Origin of the sequence: Rhizobium sp. CCGE 510, assembly GCF_000292525.1 — a bacterium.
In the GTDB taxonomy this organism is placed as follows: Bacteria; Pseudomonadota; Alphaproteobacteria; order Rhizobiales; family Rhizobiaceae; genus Rhizobium.
Map to the genome: position 1 here is coordinate 80,728 of NZ_AEYF01000021.1, position 17,590 is coordinate 98,317.

16 protein-coding genes are annotated in these 17,590 nt (G+C 60.3%); 10 read left to right on the forward strand and 6 right to left on the reverse strand.

The annotated features are described in order from the left end of the window. Positions 1–111 precede the first annotated feature (111 nt). From RCCGE510_RS11330 to RCCGE510_RS11345, 4 genes are read left to right on the forward strand one after another with little or no spacing between them, the layout of a single operon-like run. Positions 112–1,059, forward strand: a complete 948-nt coding sequence (locus RCCGE510_RS11330) for a sugar ABC transporter permease (RefSeq protein WP_007630019.1) — start codon at positions 112–114, stop codon at positions 1,057–1,059. A 9-nt stretch (positions 1,060–1,068) separates the two neighbouring features. After that, on the forward strand, positions 1,069–1,908 hold the full coding sequence (locus RCCGE510_RS11335) for a carbohydrate ABC transporter permease (RefSeq protein WP_007630020.1): 840 nt from the start codon (positions 1,069–1,071) through the stop codon (positions 1,906–1,908). Then, positions 1,905–2,969: a Gfo/Idh/MocA family oxidoreductase gene (locus RCCGE510_RS11340; protein ID WP_007630021.1), complete on the forward strand. Its 1,065-nt coding sequence runs from the start codon at positions 1,905–1,907 to the stop codon at positions 2,967–2,969. Before RCCGE510_RS11335 ends, RCCGE510_RS11340 begins: the two co-directional genes overlap by 4 nt. Positions 2,970–2,979: 10 nt before the next feature. Continuing rightward, positions 2,980–3,981 carry an ABC transporter ATP-binding protein gene (locus RCCGE510_RS11345; RefSeq protein ID WP_007630022.1) on the forward strand — a complete coding sequence of 334 codons (1,002 nt, stop codon included), beginning with the start codon at positions 2,980–2,982 and terminating at the stop codon, positions 3,979–3,981. 116 nt (positions 3,982–4,097) lie between these two features. Here RCCGE510_RS11345 and RCCGE510_RS11350 read toward each other — a convergent pair whose 3' ends face one another. From RCCGE510_RS11350 to RCCGE510_RS11375, 6 genes are all read right to left on the reverse strand, one after another. Next, positions 4,098–4,403: an NIPSNAP family protein gene (locus tag RCCGE510_RS11350; RefSeq protein ID WP_007630023.1), complete on the reverse strand. Its 306-nt coding sequence runs from the start codon at positions 4,401–4,403 to the stop codon at positions 4,098–4,100. Positions 4,404–4,595: 192 nt separating this feature from the next. Further along, positions 4,596–5,657, reverse strand: a complete 1,062-nt coding sequence (locus RCCGE510_RS11355) for an ABC transporter ATP-binding protein (protein ID WP_007630024.1) — start codon at positions 5,655–5,657, stop codon at positions 4,596–4,598. Positions 5,658–5,669: 12 nt separating this feature from the next. Continuing rightward, the gene (locus RCCGE510_RS11360; RefSeq protein ID WP_007630025.1) at positions 5,670–6,458 is read right to left on the reverse strand and encodes an ABC transporter permease; all 789 of its coding nucleotides are present in this window, start codon (positions 6,456–6,458) and stop codon (positions 5,670–5,672) included. Beyond that, entirely contained in the window at positions 6,455–7,348 is an 894-nt protein-coding gene (locus tag RCCGE510_RS11365; protein ID WP_007630026.1) for an ABC transporter permease subunit, read from the reverse strand. Before RCCGE510_RS11365 ends, RCCGE510_RS11360 begins: the two co-directional genes overlap by 4 nt. Positions 7,349–7,421: 73 nt before the next feature. Then, positions 7,422–8,525, reverse strand: a complete 1,104-nt coding sequence (locus RCCGE510_RS11370; RefSeq protein WP_007630030.1) for an ABC transporter substrate-binding protein — start codon at positions 8,523–8,525, stop codon at positions 7,422–7,424. A gap of 191 nt (positions 8,526–8,716) precedes the next feature. Then, the gene (locus RCCGE510_RS11375; RefSeq protein WP_007630031.1) at positions 8,717–9,589 is read right to left on the reverse strand and encodes a MurR/RpiR family transcriptional regulator; all 873 of its coding nucleotides are present in this window, start codon (positions 9,587–9,589) and stop codon (positions 8,717–8,719) included. Positions 9,590–9,768: 179 nt separating this feature from the next. On the opposite strand from RCCGE510_RS11375, the gene RCCGE510_RS11380 reads away from it, so the two are divergent. From RCCGE510_RS11380 to RCCGE510_RS11405, 6 genes are all read left to right on the forward strand, one after another. Further along, positions 9,769–10,539: an N-formylglutamate amidohydrolase gene (locus tag RCCGE510_RS11380; RefSeq protein ID WP_007630032.1), complete on the forward strand. Its 771-nt coding sequence runs from the start codon at positions 9,769–9,771 to the stop codon at positions 10,537–10,539. 121 nt (positions 10,540–10,660) lie between these two features. After that, positions 10,661–12,223, forward strand: a complete 1,563-nt coding sequence (locus RCCGE510_RS11385) for an amino acid permease (RefSeq protein WP_007630033.1) — start codon at positions 10,661–10,663, stop codon at positions 12,221–12,223. 153 nt (positions 12,224–12,376) lie between these two features. Next, a complete protein-coding gene (locus RCCGE510_RS11390) occupies positions 12,377–13,741 on the forward strand; it encodes a glutamine synthetase family protein (protein ID WP_007630034.1) in 1,365 nt (454 codons plus the stop codon). Between the two features lie 204 nt (positions 13,742–13,945). After that, positions 13,946–15,331, forward strand: a complete 1,386-nt coding sequence (locus RCCGE510_RS11395; RefSeq protein ID WP_007630035.1) for an aldehyde dehydrogenase family protein — start codon at positions 13,946–13,948, stop codon at positions 15,329–15,331. Next, complete coding sequence (locus RCCGE510_RS11400) at positions 15,328–16,479, forward strand: iron-containing alcohol dehydrogenase (protein WP_007630036.1); 1,152 nt, start codon at positions 15,328–15,330, stop codon at positions 16,477–16,479. Before RCCGE510_RS11395 ends, RCCGE510_RS11400 begins: the two co-directional genes overlap by 4 nt. Before the next feature lie 394 nt (positions 16,480–16,873). Further along, complete coding sequence (locus tag RCCGE510_RS11405) at positions 16,874–17,572, forward strand: ParA family protein (protein WP_007630037.1); 699 nt, start codon at positions 16,874–16,876, stop codon at positions 17,570–17,572. The last annotated feature ends 18 nt before the right edge of the window (positions 17,573–17,590 follow it).

The following is a 17,590-nucleotide window of genomic DNA, read 5'->3' on the forward strand; positions in this document are numbered from 1 at the left end:
ATCTCAGCAGGGCGTGTTCCCTCTCTTCCCAGGTGGCAGAGAGTAGGGTGAGGCGCAACGTTTTCCATCTGTGCTGCCCTTGCAGCCAGTCGACAAGAACAGGCAAAAGCCATGAGCGAAATCCACAACGCGGTCGATATCGTCCCGATCAAGCGCCCGGTGCGCTGGCATATTTTCGTCTTCATGCTGCCGGCGGTCATCGTCTATTCCGCTATCATGGTCCTGCCGCTCATCGAAACGCTCCGGCTTTCACTCTACAATACGGTCGACGGGCAGCCGGCCTTCGTCGGCTTCGCGAATTTCATGGTTCTGTTCGGCGATCCGCGCTGGGCCCACGATTTCTGGAACGCGTTGGTCAACAACCTTGTCTTCTTCGTCATCCACATGTGTGTGCAGAACCCGATCGGCGTGGCGCTTGCCGCCCTGCTTTCGGTGCCGAAGCTACGCGGCGTCGCCTTTTACCGGACCGCGATATTCCTGCCGACGCTGCTCTCCTTCGTGATCGTCGGCTTCATCTGGAAGCTGATCCTTTCGCCGATCTGGGGCGTGGCGCCCTGGATGCTCGATCTCATCGGGTTGAAATTCCTGTTCGCGCCCTGGCTCGGCAAGCCCGGTTCGGCGCTGATTGCCGTGTCGCTGATTTCGAACTGGCAGTATATCGGTATTCCGATGATGCTGATCTATGCGGCATTGCTCAGCATCCCCGAAGAGGTGATCGAGGCGGCGGAATGCGACGGCATCACCGGGTGGGCGCAATTCTGGAAGATCAAACTGCCGCTCATCCTGCCGGCGATCGGCATCATCTCGATCCTGACTTTCGTCGGCAATTTCAACGCTTTCGACCTGATCTACACTGTGCAGGGCGCTCTCGCCGGGCCTGACATGTCTACCGACATTCTCGGCACGCTGCTTTACCGCACCTTCTTCGGTTTCCAGCTTCAGCTTGGCGACCGCTCGATGGGCGCGACGATCGCCACCGTGATGTTCCTCATCATCCTCGCCGGCGTCTCGCTTTATCTTTTCGTCATCCAGCGGCGCATGCGCCGCTACCAATTCTGAGGAGCGGGCATGTCCAAGGCGCGCACATCTCCCATCCGCACCGGTCTCATGCATCTGGCGCTTGGCGCCTATACGCTGGTCGCCCTGTTTCCTGTTTTCCTGACCATCGTCAACTCGCTTAAGGATCGCGCCTCGATCTTCCGCGAGCCGCTGATGGTGCCGACGCCGTCAACCTTCAGCCTCGTCGGCTATCAGACGGTGCTCGGCCAGGGCGACTTCGCTAATTACTTCCAGAACAGCTTCATCGTCACGATCGTCTCGATTCTGCTGGTGCTGCTCTTCGGCGCGATGGCGGCCTTTGCGCTCTCTGAATACCGTTTCCGCGGCAATACGCTGCTCGGACTCTACATGGCGATCGGCATCATGATCCCGATCCGTCTCGGCACGGTTGCGATCCTGCAGGGCATGGTGGCCGCCGGCTTGGTCAATACGCTGACGGCGTTGGTCCTCGTCTATACCGCGCAGGGCATACCGCTGGCGATCTTCATCCTGTCGGAATTCATGCGCACAGTTTCGGACGATCTGAAAAATGCCGGGCGCATCGACGGGCTTTCCGAGTATGCGATTTTCTTCCGGCTGGTGCTGCCGCTGGTGCGGCCAGCCATGGCAACGGTGGCGGTCTTCACCATGATCCCGATCTGGAACGATCTGTGGTTCCCGCTAATTCTGGCGCCCTCCGAGGCTACCAAGACGGTAACGCTCGGCTCGCAGATCTTCATCGGCCAGTTCGTCACCAACTGGAATGCGGTGCTGGCGGCGCTGTCGTTGGCGATCCTGCCGATCCTCGTCCTTTACGTCATCTTCTCGCGGCAGCTGATCCGCGGCATCACGTCAGGAGCCGTCAAATGAGCCAATCCGATAAACCGATCCGGGTCCTCGTTGCCGGCCTCGGCAATATGGGCCGCAGCCATGCGCTCGCCTATCATAACAATCCCGGCTTCGAGATCGTCGGTATGGTCAACCGCTCGACGCCGAAGCTGGAGACCGAGCTGCAGGGCTATAGGATCCATCCCGATTTTACGAAGGCGCTCGCCGAGCTGAAGCCGGACCTCTGCTCGATCAACACCTATTCCGACAGTCATGCGGATTATGCGGTCGCCGCCTTCGAGGCGGGCTGCGACGTCTTCGTCGAGAAGCCACTGGCGACCACCGTCGCCGATGCCGAGCGCGTCGTGGCGGCGGCCAGAAAGGCAGGCCGTAAGCTGGTGATCGGCTATATTCTTCGCCATCACCCTTCCTGGACGAGGCTGATCGAAGAGGCGCGCAAGCTCGGCCCGCCTTTCGTCTTCCGCATGAACCTCAACCAGCAGTCCAGCGGCCCGACCTGGGCGACCCACAAGTCGCTGATGCAAACCACCTCGCCGATCGTCGATTGCGGCGTGCATTATGTCGACGTGATGTGCCAGATCACGGACGCCAGGGCTGTCGAGGTGCGCGGCATGGGACTGCGACTGTCCGAGGAAATTGCCGCCGACATGTATAATTACGGCCAGCTGCAAGTGCTGTTCGAAGACGGTTCGGTCGGCTGGTACGAGGCCGGCTGGGGCCCGATGATCTCGGAGACCGCCTTCTTCGTGAAGGATGTGATGTCGCCGAAGGGCGCGGTTTCGATCGTTATGGATCCGAACGCCAAGTCCGACGATATCGACACCCATACCAAGACCTCGGTGATCCGTCTGCATACCGCCGAAACCGGCCCGGACGGCAAATTCATCCGGCCCGACCAGGAGATGACGATGACGGGCGAGCCCGGTCATCAGGCGCTCTGCGACCTGGAACAGGCCTTCGTGTTGAGGGCGATCCGTGAGGATCTGAACCTCGATCGCCATATGGCGGATGCGGTGGCGTCGCTGCGCATCTGCCTTGCCGCCGACGAGAGCGTGCGTACCGGCCAGCCGGTCAGATTGTAAGGGAAAATCAGTGGGATCGCTTCAACTCAAATCCATTCGCAAGACCTATGGCACGCATGAGGTGCTGAAAGGCATCGATCTCGAGGTCAAGGACGGCGAATTCGTCATCTTCGTCGGGCCGTCGGGCTGCGGGAAATCGACGCTGTTGCGCAGCATAGCAGGCCTCGAGGACGTAACCTCAGGCGCTGTGGTCATCAACGGCCGAGACGAGACGCTGACGCCGCCGGCCAAGCGCGGCATCGCCATGGTGTTCCAATCCTACGCGCTCTATCCACATCTGACGGTCAAGGACAATATGGGGCTCGGCCTCAAACAGGCCGGCACCGCCAAGGACGAGATCGAAAAGCGCGTCGGTAAGGCGTCGGGTATGCTGTCGCTGGAGCCCTATCTGGCGCGCCGGCCGGCGGAGCTCTCCGGCGGCCAGCGCCAGCGCGTCGCAATCGGCCGTGCCATTGTGCGCGAACCGGAGCTCTTCCTGTTCGACGAGCCGCTGTCGAACCTCGATGCGGCGCTGCGCGTCCAGACCCGGCTCGAAATCGCCCGGCTGCACCGCAGCCTGAAGGCGACGATGATCTACGTCACCCACGATCAGGTCGAGGCGATGACGCTTGCCGACAAGATTGTCGTCTTGAATGCGGGCGCGATCGAGCAGGTCGGCTCGCCGATGGAACTCTACAAACGACCGGCCAATGTTTTCGTCGCCGGCTTCATCGGCTCGCCGCAGATGAATTTCATCGCGGCCGAGAAAGTCGGTGATCACAGCGCCAAGACGATCGGCGTCCGTCCCGAACACATGACGCTGTCGCGCGAGCAGGGGACTTGGGCTGCGAAGGTCGTGCATGTCGAGCATCTCGGCGCCGACACGATCATCTATCTGGAATCCGACCAGTGCGGCCTGCTGACGGCCCGCCTGTTCGGCGAGCACCAGTACGAGCCCGACGAGATCGTCTATGCGACGCCGGATCAGGCGCATGTCCACCGCTTCGATGTGGACGACCAGGCAATCCGCTGAGCGCATGACAAGCGAAAGCCCTGCGACGTGAATCGACCCCCGAAGGTTGATGTCCAACTTTCGGAGGCCGGTTCAATGTTGCGGGGTTTTTATCCAGCCTCCGTGCGCTGGTTCGATCAGCCGAGCACCGGCCGCATGAAACCACGTTCATAGCTGACGATACTGCGGTTGTGTTTATCCAGCTCGAAAGCGGCCTGGCATTCCGGATCGCTTGCCATGCGGGTGCGATAGTCCTCGTAAGCGGCAAGGCTCGGGAAGGAAAACAGCGCAATGGCAATGTTGTTGGCGCCTTCTGATGGCAGGAAATAACCGTGATGGGTGCCGCCCATCCTGTTGACGATCGGAATCCACAGCCGGGCATATTCCTCGAATTCGGCAAGCTTGTACGGATCGAGTACATAGCGTAGGTGGCAGGTGATCATTTGAAATATCCCATCGCGTGAATGCTGGCCGAGGGCTGCCGACCAATCTGGTTCGCTCAACTTCTGGCACCGCGCTAGGAGAGTTCAAGTGCTTTGTGATGATGGCTGCATCAGGTTTCCTGATAGTTCGGCCGGGCTGAAATGCAAAAGGCGCCGTGAAAACGCCTTTTGCATGAGGGGTGTCGTCAAAACTCAGTCGCGGATGATCAGCAGATCGGCCGCCATGAAGCGCAGCGTCACCGTTTCGCCGGCCTGCGGCGGGGTGGTGCCCGGGCTGTTGAACATGTCGAAAGAGATGACGTTGCCGCCGACATTCATGCGGGTGCGGATGACCGAGCCCAGGAAGTGCGCCGAGACGACCTGACCGGTCAGTGCCGTGTCGCTCTTGACGCTGTCGGAGAGCGAGCCAGCTTCCGGGCGCAGCGCCAGCGAGATGGTTTCGCCGGCCTTATGGGCTGCGACCGACTGCTTCAGCGTTATGCCTTGATCGCCGATCTGGATGCGGTTGGCGTCGGGGTCGACGACCTTGGCCTCGATGAGGTTAAGCGTGCCGACGAAGGAGGCGACGAAGCGCGTTGCCGGCGTATTGTAGATCTCGAAGGGCGAACCGATCTGGTCGGCCTTGCCGGCATTCATGACGACGATGCGGTCGGATATCGACAGGGCTTCTTCCTGATCGTGGGTAACGAAAACAGTGGTGATGCCGAGCTGCTGCTGGATCGCACGGATTTCCTCGCGCAGCGACACGCGGATCTTGGCGTCGAGCGCGGAGAGCGGCTCGTCGAGCAACAGTACCTGGGGCTTGACGGCAAGCGCGCGGGCAAGCGCGACACGCTGCTGCTGGCCGCCCGACATCTGGTAGGGGAAGCGGTCGGCGAGGTGATCGAGCTTGATCAGGCCGAGCATCTCCTTGACGCGGGCATCGATCTCAGGCTTGGGAGCGCCGGCAACCTTGAGGCCGAAGGCGACGTTGTCGTGTACAGTCATATTCGGAAACAGCGCGTAGGCCTGGAACACCATGCCGATGTTGCGCTGGTTCGGCTTCAGCGCGCTCTGGTCCTTGCCGTTGATGGTGAGCGTGCCGCCAGTCGGCGTTTCGAAACCGGCGATCATGCGCAAGACGGTCGTCTTGCCGCAGCCGGACGGTCCGAGGAAGGAGACGAACTCACCCTTCTCGATGTTCATGTTGAAGTTCTTGACGACCTGTACGGGGCCGAAGGATTTCTGAATATTGTTCAATGTGAGAAAGGACATGAGCCAGATACCTTAAGCCTTTGCCGGGCGGGCTTTGCCGACGCGGGAAACGAGGTTGAGCAGGCCCATGCTGAGCCAGGTGATCGAGAAGGCGATGACGGCGAGCGCCGAGGGCTCATAGGCCTTATTGGCGCCGACAAGCTGCAGGTAAGGGCCGAAGGCCGGACGATTAAGCAGGGCGGCGAATGTGAACTCGCCCATGACGATCGCAAGCGTGATGAAGGCGCCAGACAGCACTCCGCTCATGACATTGGGGAAAATGCACTTGAACATGATCGTCGTCCAGCGGGCACCGAGGCTCTCAGCGGCTTCCGTGAGGGTGCGGACGTCGATGGCGCGCATGGCGGTATCGACGGCGCGGTACATGTAGGGCAGGGACAGCGTGATGTAGGAGAAGACCAGCAGGATGTTGGTGCCGGTCGTGGAGCCGGTCAGCGGCAGGTAGGACGACGAGTTATACATCCTGAGGTAACCGAAGACGATGACGATCGCCGGAATGACCAGCGGCAGCAGCGTGATGAATTCGACAACCGGGCGCATCTGCGGCAGGCGCAGCCGGACCCAGTAGGCCGTCGGCACGACGAGAAGCATGCCGAAGACGATGGTGAGCAGTGCCATCAGCATGGAGTAGCCGAAGGTCTCTCGGAACTGCACGTCTGAGAAGACTGACTCATAGGCATCGAGGCTGTATTCTCCACGGCGCATGCGCAGCGAAAACTCGATTGTGCCGATCAATGGAATGACAAAATAGGATGCCCCCAGAATAACGGCGATCCATGCTCCGAGACGTTGAGGTTTCATTTCTGCCACCGTTCGGCGCGCATGCGCAGCATGAGATAAAGGACGTTGGAGACGCCGGTTATGACGATCATGCCGAGCGCGATGGCGTAACCGAGGTTGGCATTGTGCAAAACGTCGCCGCGGATCTGCGCATAAAGCAGGATCGGCACGATATTGAGCGAGCTGCCGGTCAGCGCGAAGGCCGTGGCAATGGCGCCGAAGGCGTTGGCAAAGAGTAGCAGCGTCGTGCCGAGCAGGCTTGGCCAGAGGATCGGCAGCGCTACCATCGTCCAGTACTGACGGTTGGTGGCGCCAAGGATTTGCGAGGCTTCGCGCCATTCCTTTTTCATGCCGTCGAGGGCCGGCGTCAGGATCAGCACCATCAGCGGGATCTGGAAATACATATAGGTGATGGTGAGGCCGAGGAAGGACAGCAGGTTGAAGCCGGTGCCGTACAGATTGAAGCCAAACCATTCGCGCAGGAAGATCGTCACAAGGCCGGTGCGGCCGAGCGTTGCCAGAAAGGCGAAGGCGAGCGGCACGCCGGCGAAATTCGAGGCGACGCCTGAGAAGGTCAGAAGCGTCGAGCGCACGGAGGCGGGCAGGCCGCCGAGCACGACGGCCCAGGCAAGGAAAAAGCCGATCAACGCACCGCCGAGAGCCGACGCCACTGAGACACGGATACTGATCCAGTAAGCGCTCATGATCGAGGGGGTAAAGAGATCGCCGATGTTCTTCAGCGTGAGGTCGCCCTCGGGGGTCAGGAACGCGCCCGCCACAAGATAAAGTGTGGGGATGATCAGGAACAGCAGGGAGAAGATAATGAAGGGTGCAATGCCCAGCCAGTCGATCACGCGATCTCTGTTGATCAAGGGGGCACTGCTCACCATAGGCGTTGAAACCGTGCTCATGGAAAAAGCTCATCCTGGGGCGTCGGAGTGAAAAAACCTCCCCGCCTATGCGGCGGGGAGGCAGGATCAGGGATTACTTGACGCTGGCGCCGACGACGGAATCCCAGTTCTTGGTGATGGCTTCCTTGCCGGCAGCCTGCTCTTCGAGCGTCGGGAAGACAGCCTTTTCATAGGCTGCTGCCGGAGGCAGCTTGTCGAGCAGGTCCTTCGGGATCTTGTTGTTCTTGGCAAGATCGTTGAAGCGGATCGGGTGGCAATAGCCCTTCAGCCAGCCGAGCTGACCCTCGTCGGAATAGAGGTATTCCATCCAGAGCTTGGCAGCGTTCGGATGCGGAGCGAAGGCGGAAATCGCCTGAACGTATACGCCGGCGACGACGCCTGTTTTCGGAACGACGACCTCGAACGGAGGATTGCCCTTGAGGCTCTGGCCCCAGGAGAGGGCGTTGTAGTCCCAAGCGACGATGATCGGCGTGGAGCCCTGAGCGAAGGGAGCAGCCTTGCCGACGACAGGCACGAAATTGCCGTTCTTGTTCAGTTCGGCGAAGAACTTCAGACCTTCTTCGCCTGCCTTGGCCGCGTCACCGCCTGATGCGGAAAGACCAGCGGCATAGACGCCCTGGACAGCCTGGTTGGCGCTGCGCGGATCGCCTGCGAGGGCGACGGAGTTTGCATAGTCGCTCTTCTTCAGGTCGGTCCAGTCGGCCGGCGATTCCTTGACGAGATCCTTGTTCACGAGGAACGAGAGAACGCCGTAATAGTCGCCGTACCAGAAGCCTTCGGCATCCTTGGCCGAATCCGGGATCGAATCCCAGGTGGAAACCTTGTAAGGCTGAATCAGGCCGTCCTTCTTGGCGGATGGGCCGAAGGAGAGGCCGACGTCGATGACGTCAGGCGCCTGCGGGCCGGTGTTGCCCTTGTTCGCCTTGATGGCTTCTACTTCGTCGCCCGAACCTGCATCCGGGTTCAGTTCGTTGACCTCGAGGCCATACTTTGCTTTGAAACCGGCAATGACATCGCCGTAGCCGCACCAGTCGTGCGGAAGGGCGATCGTCGTCAGTGTGCCTTCCTTCTTGGCGGCGGCGATAAGTTCAGCGCTCGGCTCGGCAGCGGCAATCGCGGTCGAAGCCACGATCATCGCAGTAGAGAGCGACAGAAGTCGAGAAAGGTTAGAGATCACTGTTGTTCTCCTTCGGGTTTTCAGTGTCTGGCGATGCTGTTAATCAGCTTACATGAAGCTTGTGTGACGGTTGAATGACGGTAGTTCTGCATGAATAGCAGGCGCCTGCGTCAAATGGTTCATTTGCGACAGCGCAGTCTGTTTCCGCAGAAATCCGCCATTGGTTTTCCTCTCTTTTAGTCTTCTCCTCCTTAGCCCGGTTTGCGGAAGAGCTTGGTCTGCTCGAACAGGCCCTCCAGTGTCTTCATCCGTTCCTTCGTCTCGTCCCAGGTCGAATTCTGAACGGCTTCAATCAGCGCCTCGACGATGAAGAGGGTGACGACCGAGGAATCCCAGGCCGACGGCGCCTCGATCCGAACGCGGAAGGCATGCCGGGCCAGCTTGGCGGCCGGCGAGCCCCACTGGTCGGTGAAGAGAACGATTTCGGCGCCGCGTTTGCGGGCGGCGGTGGCAAGGCTCACCATCTCCTGTTCATAGCGGCGGATGTCGAAGATGATCAGGATGTCGCCGGCATTCATGTTGAGAACATATTGCGGCCAGCTGCTGGAGTTCGACGACAGCAGCGTCGTTGCCGGCCGGATTACCTGCATATGAGTGAAGAAATACTCGGCAAGCGCGCCGGTTATGCGGCCGCCGACGAAATAGAGGCCGCGTTTGCGGTCGGAAAGCAGCGAAGCGACGCTGTCGAAGGTCGCGGTGTCGAGATCTGTCAGCGTCTGACGCAGATTGCCCATGATGGCATCGGCGAAACGGTTGAGGATATGAGTGCCCGGCGCATTCTGCGCCCAGCGGTCGTGCTTGGTGATCGGGTTGGAGATCGTCGCCTCGACCTCCAGATGCAGATGTGCCTGAAAGTCCGGATAGCCCTTGAAGCCGAGCTTCTGCACCATACGCACGACCGTCGGCGTCGAGACGCCGGCATTCTCGGCGATCGTGGTGATGCTGCCGAGACCGGAAACCGGATAATTGTCGAGAAGGCTTTCGGCCAGCTGCTTCTCGGCACGCGTCAGCACCCCGAAATGCGAGTGTATGACGTCCGAAACCGTCTTCGACGCAACTGTCACGTAACTATGCTCCCCGGGATGGTCTGGCGCCACTTTCCCACTCAAAGTTAACAACGCTGTCACAATCCATGTCAACTACTGTCATGAAAAGAAATTTTCAGTCGACGCTTGACAGTGGCCGAAACCTGAAGAATTCTTTTCTTCATCAGGAATTTGTTAACGGATAAGGAGTGGCGCCTTTGGTGCTGGCCAGGCCGAAAATCCTCAGCGAAGCGGATGGCGACTGTGTCGGTGTCGAGCGTATCCGTGGCCAGAGCCCGGTGCTGCTGATCTGCGAGCACGCTTCGAATGTGCTTCCGGCGTATTTCGGCGACCTTGGACTGCCCAGCGAAGCACTCGCGAGCCATATTGCCTGGGACCCGGGCGCCCTCGCGGTCGCCCGCGGCATATCGGACGGGCTCGACGCGACGCTCGTTCACCAGCGGTTCTCCAGGCTTATCTACGACTGCAACCGGCCGCCCAGTTCACCTGGCGCCATGCCTGAAGCAAGCGAGATCTACGCCATTCCCGGCAACAAGGATTTGACCGCCGAAGAACGCCTGGCGCGTACCGACGCGCTCTACGTGCCTTTCCACGACGCGATTCGCGGGCTGATCCGCGATCGCCGGGCGAGGGGACAAGACAGCATCATCGTGACGATCCACAGCTTCACGCCGGTCTATCACGGTCGCGAACGTGTCGTCGAACTCGGCATATTGCACGATGAGGACAGCCGGTTCGCCGACCTTATGCTGAAGGCAGCGGCCGAGGCGCCGCTTTACAGGACGGAACGCAACGAGCCTTACGGGCCCGAGGACGGCGTGACCCACACGCTGATCCTGCACGGGCTTTCGAACGGCTTGCGCAATGTGATGATCGAGGTCCGCAACGACCTCATCGCAGACGATGTCGGCCAAGGGGTCATGGCCGACTATCTAAAAGGGCTGCTCCAGCAAAGCCTGGACGCCTGACATAAAAAGAAGACCCGAGGGAGCAGTCTAACTGCGAACGTCCGTATGGCGCGAAGGCCGCGGACAATTTGGCACTGAACCGGCCCGCAATCCCGCGGCCGATCGTGAACAGGGGGAAGTCATGTCGGATTATTCCGAACTGGACAAGAAGCAGGATGTGCACATCCTGCATTCCATGGGTTATGCCCAGGAACTCGAACGACGCATGAGCTCGTTCTCGAACTTTGCAGTCTCATTCTCCATCATCTGCATCCTCTCCGGGGGCATCAATTCGCTGGCGCAGGCGACCTCCGGTGCCGGCGGAGCGGCGATCGGCATCGGCTGGCCGGTGGGATGCTTCATATCGCTCGTCTTTGCCATTGGCATGGCGCAGATCAGTTCGGCCTATCCGACGGCCGGCGGCCTCTACCACTGGAGCTCGATCCTCGGCAATCGTTTCACCGGCTGGGTGACCGCCTGGTTCAACCTGCTCGGTCTCGTCACCGTGCTCGGCGCCATCAATGTCGGCACCTATTATTTCTTCATGGGGTCGTTCGGCACCGGCTATTTCGGACTGACCGACACGACAGCGGTGCGCATCATCTTCCTCGTGGTGATCACCGGCGCGCAGGCGCTCGTGAACCACATGGGCATCGGGCTGACCGCGAAGCTGACCGATTTCTCGGGTTATCTGATCTTCGCGACCGCGATCGCGCTATCGGCCGTCTGCCTCATCGCAGCGCCCTCCTACGAGATCGGCCGCCTCTTCACCTTCGCCAACTATTCCGGCGAAGCCGGCGGCAACGTCTGGCCTTCCACCTCGGGCGCCTGGGTCTTCCTGCTCGGTCTGTTGCTGCCGATCTATACGATCACCGGCTATGACGCCTCGGCGCATACCTCGGAAGAGACCGTCAAGGCTGCCGAGTCGGTCCCGCGCGGCATGGTCGCGTCCGTCCTGTGGTCGGCGCTTTTCGGCTACATCATGCTGTGCGCCTTCGTTCTGATGCTGCCGAACATGGACGATGCGGCAAAGCAGGGCTGGAACGTGTTCTTCTGGGCGATGGACAGCCAGGTGAATCCGATCGTCAAGGACATCCTCTATTTTGCCATCCTCGTCAGCCAGTGGCTGTGCGGCCTTGCGACCGTCACCTCGGTCTCGCGCATGATCTTCGCCTTCTCGCGTGACGGCGGTCTGCCAGCCTCCAAGGCACTGGCGAAGGTCAGCCCGAAATACCGCACGCCAGTGGCGGCGATCTGGACCGGCTCGATCCTGTCGGTACTTTTCGTTTGGTTCACCTCACTCGACTTCATGAAAGTCGGCGACACGCCGGTCTATACGATCGTCGTCTCGTGCACGGTCATCTTCCTGTTCTTCTCCTTTGCGATCCCGATCACGCTCGGCCTTTTCGCCTGGGGTACGTCGAAGTGGGACAAGATGGGTCCGTGGAACCTCGGTGAAGGGGTCTTCAAGCTCTTTGCCGTGCTCACGGTCATCGCGATGATCCTGATCTTCATTCTCGGCATCCAGCCGCCGAACGGTGCTGCGCTTTACGTTACCGTTGGCTTCCTCTTGTTGACCGCGATCGTATGGTTCGGTTTCGAGAACCGGCGCTTCAAGGGGCCGCCGATCGGCGCAGATGTGGCAAAGCGCCAGGCCGACATTGCGGCCGCCGAAGCAGCCGTCGGCGAAAGAGGCGAACACTAAGCAACGAGGCTTCCCTCTCGAATGATGGGGCCGCATTCGCGGCCCCATCAGCGGTCCAACGAAAAGGCATCCGGCCGGAAAAAGCTGGCGATGGTATGCCGTTTCGTTGCCCCGGTTTCCGATTTCCCCATTTCTCGTTCAGGCGGATCAACAATGAGCAATTACACAATCGACGATCTCAGGAAGGATGTTGCCGAAGGGCGCATCGATACGGTTCTGGCCTGCCAGGTTGACATGCAGGGCCGGCTGATGGGAAAGCGCTTTCAAGCGGAATTTTTCCTCGAAAGCGCCTGGAAGGAAACGCACAGCTGCAACTACCTGATCGCCACCGACATGGAGATGGAGACCGTCTCCGGCTATAAGGCGACGAGTTGGGAAAAGGGCTACGGCGACTATACGATGAAGCCGGATCTGGCGACGCTGCGCCGTATCCCCTGGCTCGACGGCACGGCGCTGGTGCTCTGCGACATGCTCGACCATCACACCCATGAAGAGGTCGCCCATTCGCCGCGCGCGATCCTGAAGAAGCAGGTGAAGCGCCTGGAAGACATGGGCATGAAGGCCTACATGGCCTCCGAGCTCGAATTCTTCCTGTTCGACCAGAGCTACGAGACGGCGCAGGCATCCGGCTACCGCAACCTCAAGCTCGCCAGCGCCTATAACGAGGATTACCACATCTTCCAGACGACCAAGGAGGAAGAGGTGATGCGGGCGATCCGCACCGGGCTGCAAGGCGCCGGCATTCCGGTCGAGAATTCCAAGGGCGAGGCTTCCGCCGGCCAGGAGGAAATCAACGTGCGCTACGCCGACGCGCTGGCCATGGCCGACCGGCACGCGATCATCAAGAACGGCTGCAAGGAGATCGCCTGGTCGAAGGGCAAGGCGATCACCTTCCTGGCCAAGTGGAATTACAACGCCGCCGGCAGTTCCTCGCATATCCATCAGTCGCTCTGGAGCCTGGAGGAGAAGCCGCTATTCTTCGACCATACCGGCAAATACGGCATGTCGCCGCTGATGCACAATTACGTCGCCGGGCTTCTCGCTCATGCGAGTGAGATCACCTATTTCCTGGCGCCGTACATCAACTCCTACAAGCGCTTCATGGCCGGCACCTTTGCGCCGACCAAGGCGATCTGGAGCAAGGACAACCGCACTGCCGGCTACCGGCTCTGCGGCGAGGAGACGAAGGGAATTCGTATCGAGTGCCGCGTCGGCGGCTCAGATCTCAATCCCTATCTCGCCTTTGCTGCGCTGCTTGCGGCCGGCATCGACGGGATCGAGAACAAGCTGGAACTCGAAGCCCCCTTCGTCGGCGACGCCTATGGCGGCAAGGGTGTGCGCGAAATCCCGCGCACGCTGCGCGCGGCCACCACCGAAATGACGGAATCGGCAATGCTGCGCAAAGCCTTCGGCGATGACGTGATCGACCATTACACCCGCGCCGCCGAATGGGAGCAGGAAGAATACGACCGCCGCATCACCGATTGGGAAGTGGCGCGCGGTTTCGAAAGAGCTTAGTACGGATCGGGGGTTGCTGCCCCTCACCCTCACCCTCTCCCCGTAAAAACGGGGAGAGGGGACGTGCCCCGCGAGACCTTAGCGAGGAACGGAGAGGTTGCGGCATATCCCCTTCGCCCCGCAAGCGGGGAGAAGGTGCCGGCGCGGATGAGGGGCTCATGCCCTCGACGAAATTTTTGATCAATACGAGGACGGAAATCGATCATGGCAATGATCCAATGCATTTCACCGATTGACGGGTCGGTCTACGCCGAGCGCGCCGCACTATCTCTCGATGCCGCCAAGGACGTGGTGGCGCGGGCCCGCAAGGCGCAGAAGGCCTGGGCGAAACGGCCGCTCGAAGAGCGCGTGCAGCTTGTGCTGAAGGGTACGGCGCGGCTGAACGAGATGTCAGACGTCGTCGTGCCGGAGCTTGCCTGGCAGATGGGCCGGCCGGTCAAGTATGGCGGCGAATATAAGGGTTTCAACGAGCGCTCGAATTATGTCGCTTCGATTGCGGCGGATGCATTAGCTCCGCTCGTCGTCGAGGAGAGCGAGCGTTTCGAGCGCCGCATCGAGCGCGAAGCGCATGGCGTCGTCTTCGTCGTCGCGCCATGGAACTATCCCTATATGACGGCGATCAACACGATCGCACCGGCACTGATGGCCGGCAATACGGTGGTGCTGAAACATGCCTCGCAGACGCTCCTGGTCGGCGAGCGACTGGTACAGGCCTTCATCGAGGCTGGCGTTCCCGAGGACGTGTTCCAGAACGTCTTCCTCGATCATCAAACGACGTCGGCGCTGATTGCCGCCGGCAGCTTCAATTTTGTCAATTTCACTGGATCGGTCGAAGGCGGACGGTCGATGGAACGGGCTGCCGCGGGCACCTTCACCGGGCTCGGCCTCGAACTCGGCGGCAAGGATCCGGGTTATGTGATGGAGGACGCCGATCTCGAGGCGGCCGTCGATACGCTGATGGACGGCGCGACCTATAATTCCGGCCAATGCTGCTGCGGCATCGAGCGCATCTATGTGCATGAATCGCTCTATGACACCTTCGTCGAGAAGTCGGTCGCCTGGGTGTCGAACTATAAGCTCGGCAATCCGCTCGATCCCGATACGTCGCTTGGGCCGATGGCGCATAAGCGCTTTGCCAAAGTGGTGCGCGAGCAGATCGACGAGGCGGTTTCCAAGGGTGCCAAGGCGCTTGTCGACCCCAAGCTTTTCCCCCAGGATGACGGTGGCGCTTATCTGGCACCGCAGGTTCTCGTCGATGTCGACCATTCCATGGCCTTCATGCGCGAGGAGACCTTCGGTCCGGCAGTCGGCATCATGAAGGTGAAGAGCGACGAGGAGGCACTCGCTTTGATGAACGACAGCCAGTACGGACTGACGGCCTCGCTCTGGACCGGCGATGTCGAGCGGGCAGCGCGGCTCGGCCGCGAGATCGAAACCGGCACCGTTTTCATGAACCGCGCGGACTATCTCGATCCGGCGCTCTGCTGGACCGGCGTCAAGGAGACCGGTCGCGGCGGCTCGCTGTCGATCATCGGCTTCCAGAATCTGACGCGTCCGAAATCCTTTCATTTGAAGAAAGTCACAGCATGAGCAGCAACATCACCGCAAATTGGAGCTATCCGACATCCGTCAAGCTCGGCCGGGGCCGCATCAAGGAACTGGCCGACGCCTGCAAGAGCCTCGGCATCAAAAAGCCGCTTCTCGTCACCGACCGCGGTCTCGCCTCGATGGCGATCACTAAAAATGCGCTCGATATCCTCGAAGATGCCGGTCTTGGCCGGGCGATCTTTGCCGATGTCGACCCGAACCCGAACGAAAAGAACCTCGAGGCCGGCGTCAGGGCTTTCAAGGACGGCGGGCATGACGGCGTCGTCGCCTTCGGCGGCGGCTCAGGTCTCGACCTCGGCAAGTGCGTCGCCTTCATGGCCGGCCAGACGCGGCCGGTTTGGGACTTCGAAGATATCGGCGACTGGTGGACGCGTGCGAACCTCGAGGGTATCGCCCCGATCGTCGCGGTGCCGACGACGGCGGGCACCGGTTCGGAAGTCGGCCGCGCCAGCGTCATCACCAATTCGCAAACGCATGTGAAGAAGATCATCTTCCATCCGAAGTTTCTGCCTGGCGTCGTCATCTCCGATCCGGAACTGACGGTCGGGATGCCGAAGATCATCACCGCCGGCACCGGCATGGATGCTTTCGCCCATTGCCTGGAGGCCTATTCCTCGCCTTTCTATCACCCGATGTCGGCCGGCATCGCGCTTGAAGGCATGCGGCTCGTCAAGGAATTCCTGCCGCGCGCCTACAGGGAGGGCACGGATCTCGAAGCCCGCGCCAATATGATGGCCGCCGCCGCCATGGGCGCTGTTGCCTTCCAGAAGGGGCTCGGCGCCATCCATGCGCTGTCGCACCCGATCGGCGCCGTCTACAACACCCATCACGGCATGACCAATGCGGTTGTCATGCCGGCGGTGCTGCGCTTCAACCGCAAGGCGATCGAGGAGAAGATCGGCCGTGCTGCTGCCTATCTCGGTATCTCGGGCGGTTTCGACGGCTTCTACGATTATGTGCTGAAGCTCCGCTCCGAGCTCGGCGTGCCGGAGACGCTGTCGGCGATGGGAATTGCGGCTGACCGGATCGACGAATTGTCGGCGATGGCGATCGAAGATCCGAGTGCGGGCGGCAACCCGGTTGCGATGACGCTCGAAAATACCAAGGCGCTTTTCAAGGACTGCTTCTGACACTAAAGCGCGTCGCGATTTTCAGATTCGCTCCTTGCGCTGTAGGTCTTTACGCATATCGTTAGCGCAAAACCGCTGCACACTTTTGCGCGACATGCTTGATAAGAGCGGACCTGCAGATTGGCCCGGAAGACTTTGTTCTTCCGGGCCTTTTTGCTTTGGCGACATCCGTGCTTTAAGTTTTTGCCCGATGCATATCGTTGTCCCAAAACCGCTGAACACTTTTGGGCGATTTACATAAATTTTAGGGATGTGAAAAATACCAACTGCAATTTCGGCGGGCGTGTTCGGGATTTGTTAACCATGATTGTAAAGAATGGATTAACCGCACGATGCTCCGACGGTGCGTAAAAGAGCGATTCCGGCTCGCGCCATTTCCTTCCGAGGACCGAACATGCCTGTCATCACATTCGCAAATACCAAGGGCGGGGCCGGCAAGACGACCGCTGTTCTGCTGCTCGCCACCGAGCTGGCCCGCAAAGGCTATCGTGTCACCATTCTCGATGCCGACCCGCAGCACTGGATTTCGCGTTGGCACGAAATATCGGGCCATGTGGCCAATATTTCGGTGATCGATTTCGTGACAACCGCGTCGCTGCCGCTGCATATCAGCGAGAACAAGCACAATACCGACTATTTCATCGTCGACCTGCCGGGCGCGCGCAATCCGCTGCTCGCCACAGCCGTCGGCCTTTCCGATCACGTGCTGATCCCGATCCAGGGCTGTGCGATGGATGCGCGCGGTGGCGCGCAGGTGCTCGAACTGCTACAGTATCTGGACGAGAAGGCGGGCATCAAGATCGGCCATTCGGTGGTGCTGACGCGCGTCAACTCCATGGTGACGACAAGGGCGCTGCAGGTCGTCAAGTCGCTTCTCAGCGAGCGGCATGTGCCGGTGCTGGACACGGCGATCATCGAACGCTCGGCCTTCCGCGACATCTTCGACTGTGGTGGCACGCTGCACACGATCGATCCCACACGCGTCAGCAATCTCGACAAGGCGCGTGAAAACGCCACCTGTTTTGCCGAGGAAATGATGAGCAAGCTGCCGGTCAGGCTGACGGCATCGGCCCGTATGGCGACGGCGGCCTGACAGCCAGCATCCCGAAGA

Bases quoted from the DNA above. Each gene is read 5' to 3' on its own strand.
- RCCGE510_RS11335 (WP_007630020.1), top strand. From the start codon at position 1,069: ATGTCCAAGGCGCGCACATCTCCCATCCGCACCGGTCTCATGCATCTG.
- RCCGE510_RS11340 (WP_007630021.1), top strand. From the start codon at position 1,905: ATGAGCCAATCCGATAAACCGATCCGGGTCCTCGTTGCCGGCCTCGGC.
- RCCGE510_RS11390 (WP_007630034.1), top strand. From the start codon at position 12,377: ATGAGCAATTACACAATCGACGATCTCAGGAAGGATGTTGCCGAAGGG.
- RCCGE510_RS11400 (WP_007630036.1), top strand. From the start codon at position 15,328: ATGAGCAGCAACATCACCGCAAATTGGAGCTATCCGACATCCGTCAAG.
- RCCGE510_RS11385 (WP_007630033.1), top strand. From the start codon at position 10,661: ATGTCGGATTATTCCGAACTGGACAAGAAGCAGGATGTGCACATCCTG.
- RCCGE510_RS11350 (WP_007630023.1), bottom strand. From the start codon at position 4,403: ATGATCACCTGCCACCTACGCTATGTACTCGATCCGTACAAGCTTGCC.
- RCCGE510_RS11365 (WP_007630026.1), bottom strand. From the start codon at position 7,348: ATGAGCACGGTTTCAACGCCTATGGTGAGCAGTGCCCCCTTGATCAAC.
- RCCGE510_RS11405 (WP_007630037.1), top strand. From the start codon at position 16,874: ATGCCTGTCATCACATTCGCAAATACCAAGGGCGGGGCCGGCAAGACG.
- RCCGE510_RS11395 (WP_007630035.1), top strand. From the start codon at position 13,946: ATGGCAATGATCCAATGCATTTCACCGATTGACGGGTCGGTCTACGCC.
- RCCGE510_RS11330 (WP_007630019.1), top strand. From the start codon at position 112: ATGAGCGAAATCCACAACGCGGTCGATATCGTCCCGATCAAGCGCCCG.
- RCCGE510_RS11355 (WP_007630024.1), bottom strand. From the start codon at position 5,657: ATGTCCTTTCTCACATTGAACAATATTCAGAAATCCTTCGGCCCCGTA.
- RCCGE510_RS11360 (WP_007630025.1), bottom strand. From the start codon at position 6,458: ATGAAACCTCAACGTCTCGGAGCATGGATCGCCGTTATTCTGGGGGCA.